Annotated in this window: 20 protein-coding genes and 1 tRNA gene; 16 read left to right on the top strand and 5 right to left on the bottom strand. The window is 40.2% G+C overall.

Annotated elements, in window-relative coordinates; genetic code table 11:
* Positions 1 to 34 precede the first annotated feature (34 nt).
* The 9 genes from PSV17_RS09795 to PSV17_RS09755 all read left to right on the top strand — a co-directional run bounded on the left by PSV17_RS09795 (position 35) and on the right by PSV17_RS09755 (position 8,298).
* Positions 35 to 682 carry a hypothetical protein gene (locus tag PSV17_RS09795; protein WP_300482056.1) on the top strand — a complete coding sequence of 216 codons (648 nt, stop codon included), beginning with the start codon at positions 35 to 37 and terminating at the stop codon, positions 680 to 682.
* A 79-nt stretch (positions 683 to 761) separates the two neighbouring features.
* Entirely contained in the window at positions 762 to 1,361 is a 600-nt protein-coding gene (locus PSV17_RS09790; RefSeq protein WP_300482054.1) for a LemA family protein, read from the top strand.
* A 40-nt stretch (positions 1,362 to 1,401) separates the two neighbouring features.
* On the top strand, positions 1,402 to 2,268 hold the full coding sequence (locus tag PSV17_RS09785) for a YgcG family protein (protein ID WP_300482052.1): 867 nt from the start codon (positions 1,402 to 1,404) through the stop codon (positions 2,266 to 2,268).
* Positions 2,268 to 2,774 carry a TPM domain-containing protein gene (locus PSV17_RS09780; RefSeq protein ID WP_300482050.1) on the top strand — a complete coding sequence of 169 codons (507 nt, stop codon included), beginning with the start codon at positions 2,268 to 2,270 and terminating at the stop codon, positions 2,772 to 2,774. The genes PSV17_RS09785 and PSV17_RS09780 overlap by 1 nt, the downstream gene beginning before the upstream one ends.
* Positions 2,755 to 3,369, top strand: coding sequence for a hypothetical protein (locus tag PSV17_RS09775; RefSeq protein ID WP_300482048.1), 615 nt, complete (start codon positions 2,755 to 2,757; stop codon positions 3,367 to 3,369). The genes PSV17_RS09780 and PSV17_RS09775 overlap by 20 nt, the downstream gene beginning before the upstream one ends.
* Before the next feature lie 107 nt (positions 3,370 to 3,476).
* Complete coding sequence (locus PSV17_RS09770; protein WP_300482046.1) at positions 3,477 to 5,201, top strand: proline--tRNA ligase; 1,725 nt, start codon at positions 3,477 to 3,479, stop codon at positions 5,199 to 5,201.
* A gap of 7 nt (positions 5,202 to 5,208) precedes the next feature.
* Complete coding sequence (locus tag PSV17_RS09765) at positions 5,209 to 5,838, top strand: lytic transglycosylase domain-containing protein (protein WP_300482043.1); 630 nt, start codon at positions 5,209 to 5,211, stop codon at positions 5,836 to 5,838.
* A gap of 209 nt (positions 5,839 to 6,047) precedes the next feature.
* Positions 6,048 to 6,560, top strand: coding sequence for a DUF1097 domain-containing protein (locus PSV17_RS09760; RefSeq protein WP_300482041.1), 513 nt, complete (start codon positions 6,048 to 6,050; stop codon positions 6,558 to 6,560).
* Positions 6,561 to 7,362: 802 nt separating this feature from the next.
* On the top strand, positions 7,363 to 8,298 hold the full coding sequence (locus PSV17_RS09755; RefSeq protein ID WP_300482039.1) for a trypsin-like peptidase domain-containing protein: 936 nt from the start codon (positions 7,363 to 7,365) through the stop codon (positions 8,296 to 8,298).
* A gap of 59 nt (positions 8,299 to 8,357) precedes the next feature.
* Here PSV17_RS09755 and PSV17_RS09750 read toward each other — a convergent pair whose 3' ends face one another.
* From PSV17_RS09750 to PSV17_RS09740, 3 genes are read right to left on the bottom strand one after another with little or no spacing between them, the layout of a single operon-like run.
* A complete protein-coding gene (locus PSV17_RS09750; protein WP_300482036.1) occupies positions 8,358 to 8,822 on the bottom strand; it encodes a response regulator in 465 nt (154 codons plus the stop codon).
* Between the two features lie 8 nt (positions 8,823 to 8,830).
* Positions 8,831 to 10,801, bottom strand: a complete 1,971-nt coding sequence (locus PSV17_RS09745) for an ATP-binding protein (protein ID WP_300482033.1) — start codon at positions 10,799 to 10,801, stop codon at positions 8,831 to 8,833.
* 31 nt (positions 10,802 to 10,832) lie between these two features.
* On the bottom strand, positions 10,833 to 11,594 hold the full coding sequence (locus tag PSV17_RS09740) for a LuxR C-terminal-related transcriptional regulator (RefSeq protein WP_300482031.1): 762 nt from the start codon (positions 11,592 to 11,594) through the stop codon (positions 10,833 to 10,835).
* Positions 11,595 to 11,718: 124 nt separating this feature from the next.
* Here PSV17_RS09740 and PSV17_RS09735 point away from each other — a divergent pair, with 124 nt between their 5' ends.
* The 3 genes from PSV17_RS09735 to PSV17_RS09725 all read left to right on the top strand — a co-directional run bounded on the left by PSV17_RS09735 (position 11,719) and on the right by PSV17_RS09725 (position 14,418).
* A complete protein-coding gene (locus PSV17_RS09735) occupies positions 11,719 to 11,997 on the top strand; it encodes a hypothetical protein (protein ID WP_300482029.1) in 279 nt (92 codons plus the stop codon).
* A gap of 173 nt (positions 11,998 to 12,170) precedes the next feature.
* Complete coding sequence (locus tag PSV17_RS09730) at positions 12,171 to 13,715, top strand: SulP family inorganic anion transporter (protein WP_300482027.1); 1,545 nt, start codon at positions 12,171 to 12,173, stop codon at positions 13,713 to 13,715.
* Positions 13,716 to 13,773: 58 nt separating this feature from the next.
* On the top strand, positions 13,774 to 14,418 hold the full coding sequence (locus PSV17_RS09725) for a carbonic anhydrase (protein WP_300482025.1): 645 nt from the start codon (positions 13,774 to 13,776) through the stop codon (positions 14,416 to 14,418).
* A gap of 198 nt (positions 14,419 to 14,616) precedes the next feature.
* Here PSV17_RS09725 and PSV17_RS09720 read toward each other — a convergent pair whose 3' ends face one another.
* Both PSV17_RS09720 and queA read right to left on the bottom strand, forming a co-directional pair.
* Entirely contained in the window at positions 14,617 to 15,492 is an 876-nt protein-coding gene (locus tag PSV17_RS09720) for a hypothetical protein (protein WP_300482023.1), read from the bottom strand.
* Positions 15,493 to 15,586: 94 nt separating this feature from the next.
* Positions 15,587 to 16,639: a tRNA preQ1(34) S-adenosylmethionine ribosyltransferase-isomerase QueA gene (gene queA, locus PSV17_RS09715; protein WP_300482020.1), complete on the bottom strand. Its 1,053-nt coding sequence runs from the start codon at positions 16,637 to 16,639 to the stop codon at positions 15,587 to 15,589.
* Between the two features lie 61 nt (positions 16,640 to 16,700).
* Here queA and PSV17_RS09710 point away from each other — a divergent pair.
* From PSV17_RS09710 to ctaD, 4 genes are all read left to right on the top strand, one after another.
* A tRNA-Leu gene (locus PSV17_RS09710) sits at positions 16,701 to 16,787 on the top strand.
* A 308-nt stretch (positions 16,788 to 17,095) separates the two neighbouring features.
* Positions 17,096 to 17,575, top strand: a complete 480-nt coding sequence (locus PSV17_RS09705; RefSeq protein ID WP_300482018.1) for a DUF2244 domain-containing protein — start codon at positions 17,096 to 17,098, stop codon at positions 17,573 to 17,575.
* Between the two features lie 20 nt (positions 17,576 to 17,595).
* Positions 17,596 to 18,768, top strand: a complete 1,173-nt coding sequence (gene coxB / locus PSV17_RS09700; protein ID WP_300482016.1) for a cytochrome c oxidase subunit II — start codon at positions 17,596 to 17,598, stop codon at positions 18,766 to 18,768.
* A gap of 65 nt (positions 18,769 to 18,833) precedes the next feature.
* Positions 18,834 to 20,426: a cytochrome c oxidase subunit I gene (gene ctaD, locus PSV17_RS09695; RefSeq protein ID WP_300482013.1), complete on the top strand. Its 1,593-nt coding sequence runs from the start codon at positions 18,834 to 18,836 to the stop codon at positions 20,424 to 20,426.
* Positions 20,427 to 20,586 lie beyond the last annotated feature (160 nt).

The following is a 20,586-nucleotide window of genomic DNA, read 5'->3' as shown; positions in this document are numbered from 1 at the left end:
TGGCAACTTTGATGAATATCTTGAAAGAAAAGCCATGATGACGCGCGAAGATATGATGCGAGAATTAGAGCTGTTGCCAGTGTGGCGGTTGCGCGCTCCCTTGCCTGAAGCGGCTGCAATCAATGAAGTAACTCAGGTTTTAACCCGACAAGACATCGTTTTAAAAGCCAACCCACAACCACAACTAGTAGAAATTATTGAGGATACATCGTTGGCAAGTCCTGATGAATCAGTAGAAGCTTTAACGCCAGTAGCTATTGAACCGCAAAAATTCACCCATATTGTGAGTGAGGATGGCGAATATTTATTTTTACTGCCAAATGCCGCAATGAGTACAGACGAGCTCCAGTTATTTCAAAATATTTGCAAAGCATTACGTATTAAAACCAAACCAGCTGAAACCTCTTCTGATATTTTGGCGTCTATCAGTGAAATGCAAACAAAATTGTTGCTAGTCATGGGCGAAGCCGTAGCACAGGTTATATTGCAATCTGCTGAGTCCATTGCTCAATTACGTGGTGCGACACATCAACTACATGGCGTAGCTTTAGTTGCTACTTATGGATTAGAGCATTTACTGCAAAACCCTGTAGATAAAGCAAAAATATGGCGCGATTTATGTATGGGCTTGCAGATAATACAAGACTTAAAAATTACAAATACTAAAACAGCTAAAACTTAAACTCTTGAAATATCAGATATACGGCACAATCTCAATAGCAATAAGTCTTTAAATTTGATTTATTCATTAAGGAATGAACATGCAGAAAATTTACTTTAAACTATTCGCGGTGTTACTTTTGTTGAGTCTGAGTGGTTGTGGCTATAACAAGTTTCAATCGCTAGACGAAGAGTCAAAAGCCAGCTGGTCAGAAGTGCTTAATCAATATCAACGTCGCGCCGACTTAGTCCCTAATTTGGTTAATGTTGTGAAAGGCTATGCAGCGCATGAGAAAGACGTGCTGACGCAAGTGACTGAGGCGCGTGCAAAAGTGGGTAGCATGCAGATCACGCCAGAGTTATTAAATGATCCAGAAGCATTTGCAAGATTTCAAGCAGCACAAGGTCAGTTAACCAGTGCATTGTCTCGATTAATGGTGGTTTCTGAAAATTATCCAAACTTAAAAGCAGATCAAGGTTTTAGGGACTTGCAGGCGCAGCTTGAAGGTACTGAAAATCGCATCACTGTTGCACGCAATCGTTACATTGAAACGATCAAAGTTTACAATATTGCCGTTCGCTCTTTCCCTCAAAACCTTACTGCAAAGATGTTTGGCTATCAAGCTAAACCTTCATTTACTGTTGAAAATGAGAAAGCGATTTCAGCACCTCCGACAGTGGATTTTGGCGATAAAAAATAGCGGTTGCTGTTTAATTTATCCACTTCATATTGAGTTGTAAGTGATTACTCACATTAAAACGAGTTTAATTGCAGTTTGCACAATGTTGTTATTTGCAACGTGTAATCTGCATGCTGAACTCATTGCTATTCCACCGCTAAAAGCGCGTGTTACTGATTTAACCCAAACGCTTACCCCAGACCAGCAAAGCCAGCTAGAAAACAAGCTTAATGCTTTTGAACTGGAAAAAGGTAGTCAAATTGCAGTTTTGATTGTGCCTAGCACCAAGCCCGAAGAAATTGAGCAATATAGTATTCGAGTGGTCGATGCTTGGAAGTTAGGTCGCGAAAAACAGGATGATGGCATTCTTGTGTTAGTGGCAAAAAATGACCATAAAATGCGCATAGAAGTTGGTCAAGGCTTAGAAGGTCCGATTCCAGATTTAATCGCAAAGCGCGTTATCAGTGAGGTGATGGCGCCAAGTTTTAAGCAAGGTGATTTTTACGGTGGTATTAACAACGCTGTAGATAAACTGATGGGTTTGATTTCAGGTGAGAAACTAGCACCGCCTCCACCTCAAGCAAGATCTGCCAGCATGGGCTTTGATAACAGCCTAGCATTTTTTGTTATTGGCTGCGTGGTCCTAGGGGGCTTTCTTAGTTCAATTTTAGGCCGATTTTTTGGTGCAGGCGCTACAGCAGGTATTATTGGCGCTGTCTCTTGGTTTATTTTAGGCACTTTGGGCATGTCAATTTTTGTTGGCATGATGGCGTTTGTTTTCACTTTAATAATGCCACTTTTCTTTGGCGGGGCTCTAGGCGGCGGAACGTACTCCAGAGGTGGCTATGGCGGTGGATCTGGAGGCAGTGGTGGTTTTGGCGGCGGCGGTGGTGGTTTTAGTGGCGGTGGCGCGTCAGGAGATTGGTAATGTCACTTAAGCTTTTGAAGCGTTTAGTTAAGCATCTGGTTATATGGCCTAGCATTGTTAAGCAGTACTTTCCAAAAGAGTCTATGCTGCGTATTGAAAAAGCCATTGCTGCTAGTGAGAAAAGCCACCTCGGGGAAATTTGTTTTGTAGTGGAATCCAACTTGGATACATTTGATATTATTAGAAATGTATCTGCTAAAAAGCGTGCCATTGAGATTTTCTCAAAATTCCATGTCTGGGATACCGCGCAAAATAATGGGGTGTTAATTTACTTATTATTAGCAGATCATGATTTTGAAATTGTAGCCGACCGAGGTATTCATCATCACGTGGGTAATGAGGGGTGGGAACAAATCAGTAAGGAAATGGAAAAGCACTTCAAGCATGGTGATTTTGAGCGTGGTGTTTTACATGGCATTGCAAAGATTACTGAGCATTTGGATCAGTATTTTCCCTCCGATAAAGAAAACGTTAACGAGATAAATAATGCGCCGATTATTATTTAGCTTTTTTTTATCGTTTATTTCAATCAATTCAACTGCAGCAATTTCTGACATATCAAAAATATTTCGGGAAACACCAACATTAGAAGGATTAAACGTTTGCTTTGGCGGAGGTTGTGCGGAAATCAGACATATCAGCATTGATGTGCAAGAATGGGCTAAAGTAGAGACAATCTTTGCACTTAAAACTGACGACGCCATACTCGAGAGTCAGCAGATTGCCAATGCAATCGGTATATTAGAAACAATAGTCGGCGCTAAAATAGGCACATCAGGCGACCGTGCTGGGACGTTCAATAATTCAAAATTTCCAGGTCAATTAGATTGCAATGATGAGGCGATTAACACCACAACTTATATGCATTTAATGCAGCATTACGGCTTGATTAAGCTGCATGAAGCCGAAGATATGCGCACAAGAAGTTTCTTTTTTAACGGCTGGCCACATTCCACTGCGGTGATGCATGAAAAAGTCACAGGTAAACGCTTTGCCGTAGATAGTTGGTTTTATGATAATGGTGTGGCTGCTACGATAGTACCATTCGAAGTGTGGAAATCTGGCTATATTCCTGACGAGAGTCCGATTCGCAAGCAATAGCTTTTTATTTAATAAGCGAAGTGATAACGGCTTATAACAATTGCTGACTAAATGACTGATTAAATGTAAAATTCGGTCTTTGATTTTTGCTCAGATTAGATACCACCATGCGCGCCTCACAATTTTTCTTCAACACCCAAAAAGAAGCTCCAAGCGATGCAGAGTTGCCAAGCCATATTTTAATGGTACGTGCAGGGCTGATTAAACGTTTGGGTTCTGGTTTGTATAGCTGGATGCCGCTAGGGTTGCGCGTGCTGCGTAAAGTTGAAACTATCGTCCGTGATGAAATGAACAAAGCGGGTGCCTTAGAGTTGTTAATGCCAGCAGTGCAGCCACGTGAACTATGGGATGAAACAGGTCGCTGGGCAGTGTTTGGTCCACAAATGCTTAAAATTACCGATAGGCATTCACGTGAATTTTGCTTTGGTCCAACACATGAAGAGGTGATTACCGATATCGCACGTTCAGAAGTACGCAGCTATAAACAATTACCACTTAACTTCTATCAAATTCAAACTAAATTTCGCGATGAAATTCGCCCACGTTTTGGCGTAATGCGTGCGCGGGAATTTATGATGAAAGATGCTTACTCATTCCATACCGATTTTGCCTCTTTAGAAACTACTTATGCCAATATGTATCAAGCCTATAGCAATGTGTTTAATCGCTTGGGTCTAAAGTTTCGCGCGGTAAAAGCCGATACAGGTGCTATAGGCGGTGATGGTTCTCATGAGTTTCACGTGCTTGCCGACTCAGGTGAAGATGGTTTAGCGTATTGTGATACCTCAGATTATGCAGCTAACGTTGAGCTTGCAGAAGCCATAGCCACAAGCACCGTAAGAGGAGCGGCTAAAGAATCAATGCGTGAAGTTGATACTCCAAAGCAAACTACTTGTGAAGATGTAGCGAAGTTGCTTGGTATTGGTATAGAGCGCACAGTAAAAGCGATTGCGCTAATTGCCAAAGACGGAACTGAGAATGGTCAGTTTTATCTAGCACTATTGCGTGGTGACCATAGTTTAAATGAAATAAAAGTTGGAAAATTGACGGGTTTGTCAGACTTTAGGTTAGCTACAGGCGATGAAATACGTGACAATTTAAGTTGTCCACCAGGCTTTATTGGGCCAGTTAATGTTGGTGAAAACGTGACTATCATTGCAGATAGAACGGTTGCCAATATGAGTGATTTCGTTTGCGGCGCAAATAAACCTAAATTTCACTTGGCTGGAGTGAATTTTGCTAGAGATTTACCAGAGCCAAGTTTAATTGCAGATATTAGAAATGTGGTTGAAGGTGATGCCAGCCCAGATGGTAAAGGTACTTTATCGCTTTGCCGCGGTATTGAAGTTGGACATATTTTCCAGTTGCGCACTAAGTATTCTGAAGCGATGAATGCGACCTATCTTGACGAAAGCGGTCAAACGCAGGTGATGGAAATGGGATGTTACGGAATTGGTGTTTCACGTATTGTTGGTGCCGCGATTGAGCAGGGCAACGATGCGCGCGGAATCATCTTCCCAAAAAGCATGGCGCCATTTACCGTGACAATTTGCCCGATTGGCTATGATAAGTCTGAGGCGGTTTCAACAGCGGCAAATAAGATATATGCAGATTTGAATGCTGCAGGTATAGAAGCCATGCTAGATGATAGAGGTGAGCGCCCAGGCGTGATGTTTGCCGAGGCTGATTTAATGGGTATTCCACATCGCTTAGTGATTGGTGAGCGAGGCTTGGCCGATGGAACAGTGGAGTACAAAGGTAGAACTGATGCGGAAGCGCAGATGATTTCATTGACTAATGTAATTGAGTTTATGCAAAAAGTGGCACTATAATCAAATTATGCTTAAAAATATTCAAATCTGTTTGCTGATATTGATTGGAGCTTTGGCTTCAATCAACAGCTATGCTGGCGCGCAGATTGAAGAGCCGTTGTCTAATAGCGTAAAAGCGATGATGCAACGCAGCATTAGTGATAAAGCCGTGCCAACACTCACTTTTGCCAGCCAGGAAGAAGGGAAAGCATGGCTTAATGAAATGTCTCAACGCTTAAAAAAGCGCATTCCTGATACCAATTATCGTGAAGATTTACTTCGCACCGTACATTATGAAGCAACGCGTGCGGGGCTCGATCCGCAAATGGTTTTAGGTTTGATTCAAGTGGAAAGCGGCTTTAAAAAGTACGCGTTATCTTCCGTAGGTGCGCGTGGGTTTATGCAAGTCATGCCATTTTGGGCGCGTAGTATTGGTGCAACAGACCATAATTTATTCCTTTTACGTACTAATTTACGTTATGGTTGCACCATTCTACGGCACTATATCGATATAGAGCATGGTGATTTATATCGTGCTTTAGGTCGTTATAATGGTAGCTTAGGAAGGCCGCAGTATCCAAATCTGGTGCTTGGTGCTTGGCGTAAAAACTGGAATTACTCCACCAAAAATTGGAATTACGCACCAAAAAATACCTAAATTATTAAGTATTTTCTCAATTCGTCTGCTTTTCGCGCTAGATTAGTGCTAAAAACCACCTCAAAAAAGTTTACATTTCTATAAAAATCATTCAGTATGCCCCTAGCGTTTATATGACTAAGGCAAAATTTGCACTATTCCAATAAGCCCAGCGTATGACGTTGCTGTTCGAAAAACTTGCTACTCAATATAAAAATTAGGAGAAAAGTATGTCGAAATTAACTGCGTTAGCACTAAGTATTGCTGTTTTAGGTGGGGTATGGGCATTTTTAGCATTAGGTCCGTTGGGTGGATCTGCGCCAATTGCGCTAGTTTGGGTGGGGTTTATAGCATGGGGTTGTTATTTTCACACAGGTGGCGATAATGCTGCGCTACAAAAAACAATAGCGGGTATGTCTTTTGGTGCGTTAATCGCAGGCGTTGCTTTATACCTAGTAAGTTCAGGAATGTTCGCTGCCTTGGGCACTTTAGCCGCACCTGTTATTATTGCAGTCACGGTGTTTGTATTGGTGATTGTGGCAGGTATAAACTTGCTCTCAGTTGTTCCAGCAAACGTATATGGCTATGCGGCAACTGCTGGCTTGGCTTTAACTGCAGGCACAGCAGGTAACTCAACGGCAATGAATCTGACCAATCCTGTTTTACTCGTGATAGTGTCTACAATTATTGGTGCAGTATTTGGCATGCTTTCTGGTAAATTAGCTGGAATGTTGGGTAAGTAATTTTGCATAAATAATAAATAGGTGAAGACCAAAAAAACCGCCTTAAATTGAACTGCCTCCATCGGTTGGATATCAATCCAAGCGATGGGGGCATTTTTTATGAGCAAGTAAACATTAGAGTTAAGTTAAAGTTACACAGCATAAACAATTGAGCATCGAGGGCAGTTAGCCACACTCAAGCGCTTCGGCATAGATGCAGGTGCGGCGCGCAGTAGGTTGCTGCACACCAACCACATGGAAAGGAAGGGCTGACAACTCGCCTTGGCCCTTATTGTACTGAATCCAAGGCGTCTGCCATACTGCTTAAGCTGCAACACCATTTATCAATAGGCTAGACAGCAGCTCAATTCAACATACCTACATTTGCTATTATCCGCACGTGGGAGCAAATTTATAATGCAGGTAGAATCAACGCCTTATTCCAAGTCAAATGCAAACAGCTGTTTAAGTACCCTGATTTTTGATGTGTACCCACCCAAATCAATTATATATAAGATAGAAGTAATTCTTCTATATCAACAGCTATTATGTACTATCACTTACATTAAAGCTTATGAGCTTTATTGTCATATATTACGCACTAGTTTGTACAAGTATGCACTGTAAATGTGCACAATGAAGGTATGCCTCGTCTCTTTTTCATTAAAAATTCGTAGTTATAATTTTAGTATTCAGTATTGAAGCCACCCACAGCTCGTATTAAATAGTTGGAACGGTAATTGCTAATTATTCATGTAAGTAATCCTGTTTTGTATTAAATGAGTCTACTCAGACTCGGTTTAATAGTAGCGTGGAGAGCATCATGAATAAACGTATCCTAGCTTTTTTATGTTCCATATTGGTTAACTGCCTAGTTGCCAGTATTGCTTCAGCTTCACCATCAGCTGCATTGGTGCAAGAGCTCAATGCACAAGTGCTACGTGTGCAAGTTAAACATAATAATGGGAGTCATGGCTTAGGATCGGCAGTAGTGATTGGTAAAGATCATGTTGTGACAAATTGCCATGTAGTGACTGATGCCCATGATGTTGAAGTGATAGTGAACGGTGTGTCACATGTTGCCACTGAAGTTAAACCTGACTGGCATCATGATTTATGCATTTTAACTGTTGCTAACCTAAACGCTCCAATTGCAAAAATGGGTGGGACCAAAAGCTTGAAATATGAGGCTTCGGTATTTACGGTTGGCTATCCTGATAAAACAACGCAACCTGTTAACACCTTCGGTGTGGTAAAAGAGATGTTCCCTATGGATGGTAGTGTGGTAATTCGCGCCACGAGTCCATTTAGGTTAGGTGCTAGTGGTGGAGGTGTGTTTGATGAATCAGGGTCTCTGGTCGGCATTATCACTTTAAAAAGCCGTGGCACCCAAGCGCACTATTACTACATGCCAGTAGAGTGGGTGCAAGCTTTGATGCAAAAACCTGCCCAAGTATTAGGTGCTAAAAGTGAAAAACCTTTTTGGGCCGCCAATGACATGCAAAAACCTTACTTTATGCAAGTGGTGCAACCTTATGTTTCAAAAGATTGGAAGTCTTTATTAGCCATTTCACTTAAGTGGGTAAGCACTGAGCCTAATACTGCCGAATCTTGGTTTTATTTAGCAATGGCAGAGTATGAAACAAATGCCTACGATAAAGCTGTAGAGCACTTGAATAAAGTACTGTCACTTAACGAGGATCATGTTCAAGCCATTGCCTATTTGAATAAAATTACCCAAAAAACTACTGGTGCATGACTTACACTTAACCAAGTGGCATTGCTAGCTAAGTGCTCGTAATGCTTAGTAATTAACTACTAAATCGTATTGTGAAGGTGCAGTGCTGGGCTTATTCCAGCGTTGAGAGATTTTAAATGACGATATAAGATACGAGTTTCTAGTAAGTTCCACACGCGTAACATCGCTTCAATGGTATCAAAGGGTTTAGTTAAGAAGTCTTTGGCACCGAGAGCCAAAGCTTTTCTCTTTGCACCAATCGTTGCATCTGCTGTGAGTACTAATACAGGCAGGTATTCATCTTTTGGGATGTGACGTGATAACATTTCTAATACCGCGTAACCATCCAATTCTGGCATCATTAAATCAAGCAAAATTAAATCGGGTTCAAACGCTTTATATAAATCTAAAGCGCGCGTAGAGTCAGCCGTACTGATGACTTGGTGAAAGCCTTCTCTAGTTAAAAGGTCTTCGAGTAGTTTTAAGTTTGCCTCTGCATCGTCTACTATTAAAATCTTGGCATTTAAAATATCTGCTTCGTTCATCTTACTTCCTAACGCTTGATTAATTCTCTTATTTGTTTATTAAAAAGGGCAACATCTAATGGTTTTGTCATGTAATACGCCACCCCGGCCGTTTGTAAACGGTAGATTGTCTCTGGTAATGCATCAGCACTTAAGATCATCATGGGGATGCTTTTCAATTTAGGATCTGACATCACATAATGTACTAAATTTTCTCCTGAGCCGTCAGGCAGGTTTAAATCAACTAATATTAGCGATGGTGCTAATTCATTTAAATATTGCTTAGCATCTTTGATTGTAGATACGCAATGAATGCGTAAATCTCGTTGACGTAGAATAATGGCTTCAACTAGTGCGCGATTACTAATATTATCCTCTACATAAAGAATAGAATGTGTGTTTGATAGATTAAGTTGTTTTGTACTTTCTGCTGGTTGGGATAATTCGTTTGATGTTGTGTGAGGATTGCAAGCTGCAATCTCTACCCAAAATAAACTTTTATCGTTGGCAAGATGAATACTTCCATGCATCGCCAACATAATTTGCTTGGATAGTGCCAAGCCGAGACCGGTCCCTTCCACTTTGGTATTTTCTGCACCTAGTCTGTCAAAAGGGGTGAATACTCTTTCTCTCAACGCACTTGGAATGCCTTTTCCAGCATCTTGGACTTCAATGATAATATCATCAAGGCGACGGTAAGCTTTTAATAAAACGACGGAGCTGACAGGTCCGTATTTCAGTGCATTTGATAATAAGTTTAATATTACCTGCAATAATTTCTGTCGGTTAGCCATTGCCCATAGGTCTGGCGCAATTTCATATTTAATTTCAATGTCCCGTATTTTTCCTATCGGGGCAATGTAGTGGATTGCTTCCTCTAATAAGCTATTAATCAGTGTCGGAGCTAATTCTAATGAAACTTCGCCTGATTCAATTCTGGCTATTTCTAGCACTTCATTAATTAACTTAAGTAAGTGCTGTCCAGCACCTTTAATTAGCGTGACACTGTCATGCTGCTTTCCTGATGGTAAATCTTCTTCTAACAGTTGAGCAAACCCTAAAATTGCATTCAGAGGTGTTCTGAGCTCATGGCTTGTTCTGGATAAAAACATACTTTTTGAGGCACTAGCTTCTTCTGCTTCTTGCCTAGCTTGGATGGCATCGCTAATATTTTTAGCGAGGAGTTGTGAGGCGTGATCTAGCTCATTAGATAGTTGACCCAGTTCGTCTTTGCTACTTGAGGGTAAGTCGAGAGCTTCTGCACGTGCCAAATGTCCTGCACTGTCTCGCAGTAAGCGCACGCGTTTGACAATGGTGCGCGAGAAGATCCACACAGCGACAAGTGAACCGACAATACCAGCCAGTGTGGCGATAAGCGTGGCGGAGATGCTACGCTGGCGCTGTAGAAAAATTTTTTGCTGATCTTGCTCTACTAGTAGTGCCTCTTCTGCATTCAGTGCTTCAATTTCTTTTCTAAGCTCGTCTAGTGTGTCTACTTGAGATTTGAACTGCGTGATTAAATAGTCGGATGCTATCTCTGAGTCATGATTTGAAAGCGCTTTTAAATCGGCTAAGTTTTTAGCAACCAAGGGTATGATAATTGATAAACGGTGTATTTGCTGATCGCTTTCCAAGCGCTGTTCTAATGTGTTGATAATCTCTGGCAATATTCTTTCTGCTTCAAAGAAAATGTTTAAGAAATTTTTGTCTCCTGTCAGCAGGTAGTCTCTCACACCTGTTGATGCTTCTAAAAGCTGTGAATGAACAGTTTGAATGTCTCGTTGATTTTGTAAGGCATGCTTTAGTTTGTTTTCCAGCATGGTTGATTCTAGTTCACGTATATACAGTGACGCCAAAGACGCCAGCAGAACAGCCAACGGTAGTGCGATGACAAACACTCCTTTAAAACCCAGCGGCAAATCTTGCCATGCTTGTGCTGCCCAGTGTAAGGGAAGTATTTTTTTTGTTTTCTCTGAGGTGGGTTGCTTAGTGATCTTCATAGGTTTTATGCAATTTAAGATTACTAGCTTATTAAGATCTATAACCTAGTTCAACCGCCTTAACAGCCGCTTGAGTTCTATCTTTGACTCCCAGCTTATTTAAAACGCGTTCTACATGTATTTTAGCAGTGCCAGATGCAATGCCTAGCTTGACGCCTAACTCATTGTTACTTAGACCCCGTGGTAGCAACGCTAGAATCTCACGCTCACGTGGCGTTAGTGTTTCTAAAATAGATAAGTCTGTTTCGCTACGAACAGGACCCTGATGCTGTGAAATCGCCAATGCAATTAACCCAGATGTTGCTTCCAGGGCTTCTATCTCAGCTTGGTTTAGGACGAGTTTTTTACCTGATAGCGCAATGATTCCTTTGCCATGCTGACCTAAAGCAATCGGGATTAAACATTCATGATGATTTATGTCTCCGTGTGTCCATAATTGTGTATTTTTATTTTCATGGACAGAAAATTGAACTGGATTTTTTAGCATCATTGCTAATATTCCCATCATCGGGATTCTGGCGCCTACTGGTAGCGTTTGTCCCACTTGGGTATAGATGACTAACTTCCCTGAATTCTCGATGGCTAATACCGCATGTTGTGCTGAGAGTAAATTGCATAAAGAGTTTAATAGGCTAGTGGCAGCACTTACACTCCAGCCATTGGTAAATAGCTGCTGGCCAAAGTTCAGATACAGTCGCAAATGTGTATCATTTGCCTGCGTTTCTTTTAGGCTTTGTCTAAGCGCACGGGCGCTGCTAGGCTGAATTAGATTTTTTTGTAGGATAATTGTCATATGCTGATCAGTATACACCGTTATACCTATAACGGTAGATTTTTACTTGACGGATACCGTCCATAATGCAGTCCATGAACAGAGTAATTAAATGAGACACAGACAGTTTTACAAGGAGATAAAAATGAAAGCTTCAAATTTAGTAGCAATTGTTTCTTCAGCAGTTTTTTTAGTAGCTAGTGCAGCACATGCTGAAAGCAATCTTAAGAATAATTCACACAACCAGAATTTTCTTTCAAAAAGACCGTATGAGCAACCGATCACAAAAAGTGACCAGAAAAAAGACCAACAATGGGAAGGTGCTACATTGATTGACGAGGGTGCTGAGACGGACGATAAACATAAGTCAATGCGCCTTCATATGTTGGGTAAACGCCCATATGTAGAAAGAAATACAGATTAATGTAATATTTAGCATTTAAACTTGCCCTGCCATTATTTAACTGGCAGGGCTTTTGCGATTGTAAGCAGTTGATATAGTATTCTTAGCGTTACCTCATGTTTACTAAGCTAATCTGTTGATTAGCTTAGTAAACTAATCATTAATCATTTTTATAACAGGAACTAAAATAAAGAATGAATTTATTCAAAGAATTTAAAAGCGATTTTCCAGCAAGTATTGTCGTATTTTTCGTGGCCTTACCGTTGTGCTTAGGTATCGCACTTGCTTCTGGCGCACCCTTATTTTCAGGTGTGATTGCAGGAATTGTTGGCGGTATTGTTGTGGGTATGTTTAGTGGATCACAGCTTGGAGTTAGTGGTCCTGCCGCTGGTCTTGCAGTTATTGTGCTCACTGCGATTGGCACCTTGGGTTCTTTCGAAGCATTTTTATTATCTGTGGTGGTCGCTGGGGTGATTCAGTTTTTGCTAGGCTACTTTAAAGCTGGCTTCATCGCATATTTCGTACCTTCATCTGTCATTAAGGGCATGTTGACGGGTATTGGCTTACTGATTCTGCTTAAACAGATACCTCATGCATTAGGTTATGCTTTTGACTATGAAGGTAGCGAGTCTTTTGAGCAGGCAGACGGAAGCAATACTTTTTCTGCATTAACTGAGGCATGGAATTTACTTACACCAGGTGCATTATTAATTGCGGGTATTTCTTTGGTGATTCTGATTTTGTGGGATACAACCTTAACAAAGAAACATCGCTTATTTGAGTTGTTACAGGGGCCGATTGTGGTGGTGCTTGTTGGTATTCTATTTAATTACCTATTTCAAATGGGTGTTCTTAATTTTTCCTTAGCAGAAAATCAGATTGTACAACTGCCTGTTGCCAATAATCTAGGGGAGTTTTTTGGTCAGTTTACTACACCAGATTTCTCACAACTCACTAACATTGAAGTTTATAAAGTCGGTTTAGTGATGGCTATTGTGGCAAGTTTAGAAACACTTTTATGTGTAGAAGCAACGGATAAATTAGACCCAATAAAACGTATTACGCCTACGAATACAGAGCTTAAAGCGCAAGGGATTGGTAATATATTGTCAGGTTTAATAGGTGGTTTGCCAATCACACAAGTGATAGTTCGTAGTTCTGCAAATATCACTTTTGGAGCTAAAACAAAATTATCGGCGATTTTGCATGGTATTTGGCTGTTATTGAGTGCAGTGACGATTGCAAGTTTGTTAAATATGATTCCTCTGGCTAGTTTGGCTGCCATATTGATTATGGTAGGTTACAAATTAGCGAAGCCATCATTGTTTTCACATATGTATAAGTTGGGCTGGGAGCAGTTCGCGCCATTTATTGCTACTGTCGTTGCTATTTTGTTAACAGATCTGTTAACAGGTATAGCTATCGGTTTAGTGGTTGGTATCTTTTATACATTGCACCATAGTTACCGTAATTCTCACTATCTTAAAGATATCAAAACGACAAAAGATGGACGTGAGGTGCATCACATTGTTTTAGCTGAAGAGGTGTCATTCTTTAATAAGGCGAGCATTTTACAAGTGCTAGAGGCAATACCTAAAAATGCAAAAGTAATTATCGACTGCTCTAATTGTAAATCCATTGCCTATGATGTCGTCGAGTTCATTCGAGATTACCCGCTTCACGCAAAATTAAACAATATTGAAGTAGAAACAATTAATTTTATTCAGCCTAAGTATTAATAGCATTAATGATACGAAGGTCAGTTTGTTAATAAAGATCAATGATAGGAAATAAAAAATGTACAAACACCCATTACTTAATCGCGACTTAATGTCACCAATGGAAGCTTTAGATATTCTCACCGAAGGTAATATTCGCTTTATGAATAACTATTCTGATGACAAAGACTTTCAAAGTTTGCTAAATATTACTAAAGACAAACAACACCCTTTTGCATCTTTTTTAAGTTGTAGCGATTCTCGTGCGCCTGTTGAATTACTGTTTGACCAAGCATTAGGTGATATTTTTAGCGTACGTTTAGCAGGTAATATTGCTTCAGATAAAGCGATAGGTAGCTTAGAGTTCAGTTCTAAATATCTAGGTAGCAAATTAATTGTGGTGATGGGGCATACAAGTTGTGGTGCCGTTAAAGCTGCATGCGATGACTTTAGAGATGGACATATCGGCGAAATTATTAACTTTATTAAGCCGTCTATCCGTCATGAAAAAACGGTGTTAAATAAGGATGATAGAACATCTAAAAATCCAGATTTTGTTCAAAAAATTAATGTGCTGAATGTAAAGCATCAGATTGACACCATTATTCGCCAAAGTGATATTCTTAATGACATGATAGAGGCACGTCAAATTGCCATTATCGGGTCAGTTTATGATCTTTCCACAGGTGAAGTTGATTTCTTGGAGGATACCTACGTAGGCTAACTGTTTATTAATATTAATACGTAAATTCGCAAAATGAAATGCACCCACGGTTGGACATTAATCCATCCGTAGGTGCATTTTTTTTGAGCAAATGCACATTAGACGATAGGCGTAGCTAGCTCTTAATATTACTGTCCAGCTTTCTGGATTCAGTTCTTTCACCGCAATTTTTGTTTTAAAGCTGGTTTTCAGTTAGCGTTAATTGGTTTTTTGTACTTTAAAGCCATAGTAAGTTCCAAACTCACCTTCTGAATCATGGTATACGAATAACATGTCATTAGCGTATCCAGCCCCATTTAGATGATTATGCGAACGAAGTTTTAAGTCTTTAGGAAGTTCACTTTTACCCATATATTTACCGCTTATGTCGAATATCAATACCGCTTTATGATCAATATCTAGTAGCTCTAACTCTTCACCTTTAATGCCAGTGTAAGCAACAAAATAATCACTTACATCGTCAAAAGCTACTCCAGCCTTCGCTAAATCTAAGTTAATTTCACTGATTGGTTCTCTAGCCTTTAAATCAATGACGAGTACTTTGTTGCTGCGTCCTTGCTTCGCATAATAAACATTTTGTTCTGCGTTATAGCTAGGCATCGTATTGGCGTCACCAAAAGCAGGGTTAAAACCAAACACATCAGAAGAGGTGTCTTTCACTTCGCCAGTTTCAGTTAAATCAATAGAATAGATGCCCGTATTCGGCGAGAAGCCACCAAAGCTAGAAATGTTATAAGTAATGGTTTCTAGTTTGTTAGAGTTGGGGTTGTAATAAATAGAGCGATTGTCATAGCCAGGTTTTGCAGAATTCACATATTTACCTGCCTCATCATATGTATGAATTTCAGATTTAGAAACTGGCGCTTCTGTTTCACTACCCATAGGCGCTAAGCCACCATCAGCAATATAGTAACGTTTCAAACTGGGAATGTAAGCAACAGTCATAGGGCGAGTAGTTGGTTTTTGTGTCAAAGGAATTTTAATGCCGACCTGAGCTTCTGGAAAAATTTCAGCTTGTGTAGTTTGCAAAGTGGTAGCTAAGGCAATAGAGACTATCAGTGTTGGGATGCGCATAGTTATTCTTTCTTTTGTAACTCAATTAATATCTTTAGTTGTAAAGTGCGACTGAGTTTAGTCAGCCTATTGTTCTTAATCGTTCAATTCAATGTTATGCCCTTGGATGCTTCTCAAGCAGCATGGCGTCGCCATAACTAAAAAAGCGGTATTGCTCATTAATGGCATGCTCATAAGCTGTTTTAATATTTTCCACTCCAGCAAAAGCAGACACTAACATGAGTAAGGTGCTTTTAGGTAAATGAAAGTTAGTGAATAGGCGGTCCACTACTTTAAATTGATAACCTGGGGTAATGAATATATCGGTATCGCCATTACCCGCTATTAAGTCGCCTTTCGTATTAGATTCTGTCACTCTCGCTGCACTTTCTATAGCCCGCAACGCAGTCGTTCCAACCGCAGTTACTTTTGCACCACTATTTTTGGTCGCTTGAATCAAATCAACCGTGGTTTGTGAAATGCTATAAAGCTCGCTGTGCATTTTATGCTCGTTAATATTATCCACTCGCACTGGCTGAAATGTACCCGCACCCACATGCAAGGTTACATAAGCAATATTGATGCCCTTATCTTTAAGTGTATCAAACATCGCATCATTAAAATGTAAACCTGCAGTAGGCGCAGCCACCGCCCCTAGATGTTTGCTAAAAACCGTTTGATAGCGCTCTTCATCGTCAGCAGTCGCGCTATGCGTTATATAAGGTGGCAAAGGCAATGCGCCGTGTTGCTCCAATAAATCCAGCACCGACGAGTCACTTAAAAAACGGAGTTCAAATAAATCATCGTGACGTGCAGTAACTTCTACATCAAAAGCATTTGATAAAGTTAAGCGAGAGTTAACTTTAGGTGCTCTAGATGCTCTAATTTGTGCATATGCAGTATGTTGATTAATAACACGTTCAATCATTACTTCAACATTACCGCCAGTAAGTTTCACGCCAAATAAGCGTGCTTTGATGACGCGAGTGTCATTAAACACTAATAAATCCCCAGCTTGAAGGTATTCTGGAAGGTTGATAAATTTCGTATCGGTGAGTTCACTTTTGCTACTATTAAGGTGCAGCATGCGGCTTGCGGTTCTGTCTGTAGTAGGGTGTTGCGCTATTAATGCGTCAGGTAAATAAAAATTGAAATCTTCTGTTCTCATAAATGCTATAGCTTGCTATAATGGCGACCGTTGCAATTATACAGTAATGTATATTCCAAATGCCCGGGTGGCGGAATTGGTAGACGCACGGGACTCAAAATCCCGCGCTGGCAACAGCGTGCCGGTTCGATTCCGGCCCCGGGCACCAAATAAAATCATGGCTTACATTTTTGTAGGCCATTTTTTTGTCTGCGATTTACTTAATCAAACTGATACTTTGAATTTACATGTTAATTGCTTAAATTAATAAGCTTTAAATTAACTTAACACACCTAATCCAGGTTTGTTAATAATCACTTTAATGTTGTATTTGTATTGCTAAATTGTTACATAAGTGTAACTTTCCACTTGAGCCTAATTGCTTTTTGTGATACTTTTGACATGCGTCAAATTGTCGCATGTCAAAGAAGTGTATGAAAATTTAACAAAATAAGTTTTCTGTGTGAAGGGCGGTTTATGGCGATCACTGATTTAGGTTACAAAATCATTGCTAGACACAATAACTCCCTTGCGCCGAAAGCAGCGGTGAAGCTTTTATTAGCATTGGCTGGCATGATTTTAGTGGTTGGTATCGGTTTTGCTAGTATAGGCGCTTGGTTAGTGTTGCCTTTTGCAGGTTTGGAAATACTGGCGTTTGCGTATGCTTTTAATTACATCTATTTGCATTCAGGTGATTTTGAAAGTATTACAATTGAAAATGACAGAGTCATTGTAGAAAAAAGAAATTATAAAGAAGTAACTACAATGGTTTTTCAAAGGCATTGGGCGCAAGTAAGTTTGCGTGAAGTTGCAAGTGTAGGTGGAATGATTGGTAAGAACGGGCTTTTTATCCGCTCGCATGGAAAAGAAATTGAGTTTGGAAAGCATTTTATGAATGATGAGCAGCGTGCTTTGTTGGCGAGCGAGCTCAAACAAAAATTAGAAAATTTTGATTAATAAGTTTTGGAGCATGTTTTATGCAGGTATTTAGAAAAATTGGATTAGGTATTTCAGCAATGCTGGTTTCATTAAATGCATGTGCTGATTATTCATGGAATTTCCCTACACCAGTTACCCCAATGGCCTTAGATACTTTGCATGTACATAATAAGTTCATGTTGATCTCGATGGCTATTTTTGTTTCTGTATTAGCTATCATGATTTACTCTATATTTGCGCATAGAAAAAGTAAAGGTTATAAAGCCGTTGCAGACAAAGCGCCATCTACAGCAGTCGAGATTTTTTGGACACTAATTCCGTTTGCAATTCTTCTGTTGATTGACTTCGTTATTATGGGTATACCTGCTTATCACAGTGTCGTGATGATGGAGAATACACGTGAAAAAGCAGACATGGTAATCAAAATCACTGGCTCCCAATGGCGCTGGCAGTATGAGTATTTAGATGGTGATGCTAAAGGCATTAAATTTGTAAGTAACTTATCAACACCTAAAGACCAAATGGATAAGGGTTTTGATGGGAAAAAAGATGAGCAATACTTACTAGAAGTAGATAATCGTTTAGTGTTGCCTGTAGGCAAAAAAGTTCGCATATTGATGACCTCGACTGATGTTTTACATAACTGGTGGGTTCCACAATTTGGCTCTTCACGCGTTGCGGTACCTGGCTTTCTACGTGAAACTTGGGTGCAAGTTGAAAAAGAAGGAACTTATCGTGGCCAATGTAAAGAGCTTTGTGGCAAAGGCCATGGATACATGCCAATAGTCGTGGATGCGATGCCCGCAGAGCAGTATAAAACTTGGGTTGCAACTATGAAAGAAGATCTCGCTAAGGCTTCTGCAGGCGCTGATAAAGAGTGGACAAAAGAAGATTTAATTACAAACGGTAAAGGTGTTTACGAGAAGAACTGTGCTGTTTGTCATCAAGTGAGTGGCTCGGGACTTCCGCCAGCATTCCCAGCACTAACTGGTAGTAAAATTACAACCTCACCAATTTTTGATGCAGATGGTAAATACTTAAAAGATAGCCACTTAGATCGTGTTTTAAATGGTAAAAATGTTATGCCGCCATGGAAAGGTTTATTGAACGACACAGAAATTGCAGCGGTCATCACCTATGAGCGCAACGCCTTGGGTAATAGCGTAGGTGACGTGTTGCAGCCTTCACAAGTAAAAGCCGCGCGCCAATAATAAAATGGCAATTAAATTTTTAAGCATTAACTATTAGTTATAGTTTGAGTAATTAGGAGAAAGCAATGAGTACAACAACGGTAGCACATCATGATGATCATGCTGAACATCCGACAGGGATTATGCGTTGGCTAACCACCACCAATCATAAGGACATCGGTACGATGTACTTAACGTTTTCACTGATCATGTTCTTGGTTGGCGGTGCGATGATTTTAGGTATTCGTGCCGAATTATTTAAGCCAGGTTTGCAATTGATGAATCCAGATTTTTTCAATCAATTGATTGGTGTGCATGCACTTATCATGATTTTTGCGGCATTAATGCCTGCAGCGACTGGTTTTGCTAACTGGATGATTCCATTGCAAATTGGCGCGCCAGATATGGCTTTGCCGCGTTTGAATAACTGGGGTTTCTGGTTACTTCCTCCATCAGCAATTCTTTTAACCTTACCATTTACACTTGCATTATTTGGCATCGGTGATGGTGCCTTAGCAACAGGATGGACATTCTACCCGCCGCTATCTATACAGGGAGGGATCGGCGTTGATTTCGCGATTTTTGCAGTTCACTTATTAGGTATTTCTTCAGTACTTGGCTCAATCAATGTGATTGTGACTATTTTTAATATGCGCGCTCCTGGCATGACCTTAATGAAAATGCCTATGTTTGTATGGGGTTGGTTAATTACTGCTTTCTTGTTAATCGCCACTATTCCAGTTCTAGCTGGTGCTGTAACGATGTTGCTCACTGATCGCCACTTCGGTACCCATTTCTTTGATGCAGCGGGTGGTGGTGACCCAATCATGTTCCAACATTTGTTTTGGTTCTTTGGTCATCCTGAAGTGTATATTTTGTTATTACCAGTTTGGGGTTTCATTCCACAAATTCTAGAAACATTCTCACGTAAACCCATGTATGGTTACAAGGCTCAAGTGTATTCACTATGGGGTATTGGTGCGTTGTCAGTTGTTGTTTGGGCGCATCACTTCTTTACCGCTGGTATGCCTGTGCCTGCTTTACTTTACTTTATGTACAGCACAATGGCGATTTCATTACCATTAGCTGTCTTGTTCTTCTGCTGGATTAAAACCATGTGGAGAGGCTCAATGAGCTTTGAAACCCCTATGTTATTTGCAGTGGGCTGGATTATTTTATTCGGTATTGGTGGTTTAACTGGTTTAGTTTTAGCAGACGTAGCGGCAGATGCGCAATATCATAATAGTTATTTTGTGGTAGCTCACTTCCATTACACTCTTTTTGCCGGAGGTATTATGGGGATTATGGCCGGTACTTATTACTGGTTACCAAAAATGACTGGTCATATGTATAGCGAGAAATTAGGTAAACTACATTTCTGGCTCACTGCAATTTCATTCAATATGACGTTTATTCCTCAATTCTTCTTAGGGTTAGCTGGTATGCCACGTCGTATTCCTGACTATGCCTTGCAGTTTGCTGAATTTAATATGATTTCGTCAATTGCGGCATTTACACTTGGTTTGTCACAACTGTTATTTGTATACAACATTATAAGTTGTGCAAGAGGCGGTAAAAAAGCGACCGACAAAGTATGGGAAGGTGCGCAAGGTCTGGAATGGACATTACCATCACCACCTCCTTACCATAGCTTTACTGAGCAACCAGTGATTAAATAAATTTAGCAACTAGGTTCAATTAAAATTGAATCTAGCTGTTTAGTAATATGTATATTAAGTTGGATAAATATGAAAGACCAAGAAACACAAACTAAACGTAGCAATAAAAAAATCGCATTCGTATTAGGAGGCATTGCTTTGATCTGGTATGTAGTGTCTA

It is taken from the genome of Methylotenera sp. (genome assembly GCF_029946165.1).
Lineage (GTDB): Bacteria > Pseudomonadota > Gammaproteobacteria > Burkholderiales > Methylophilaceae > Methylotenera.
Note: the sequence above shows the minus strand (reverse complement) of the source record. Positions and strands in the feature narration are given on the sequence as shown.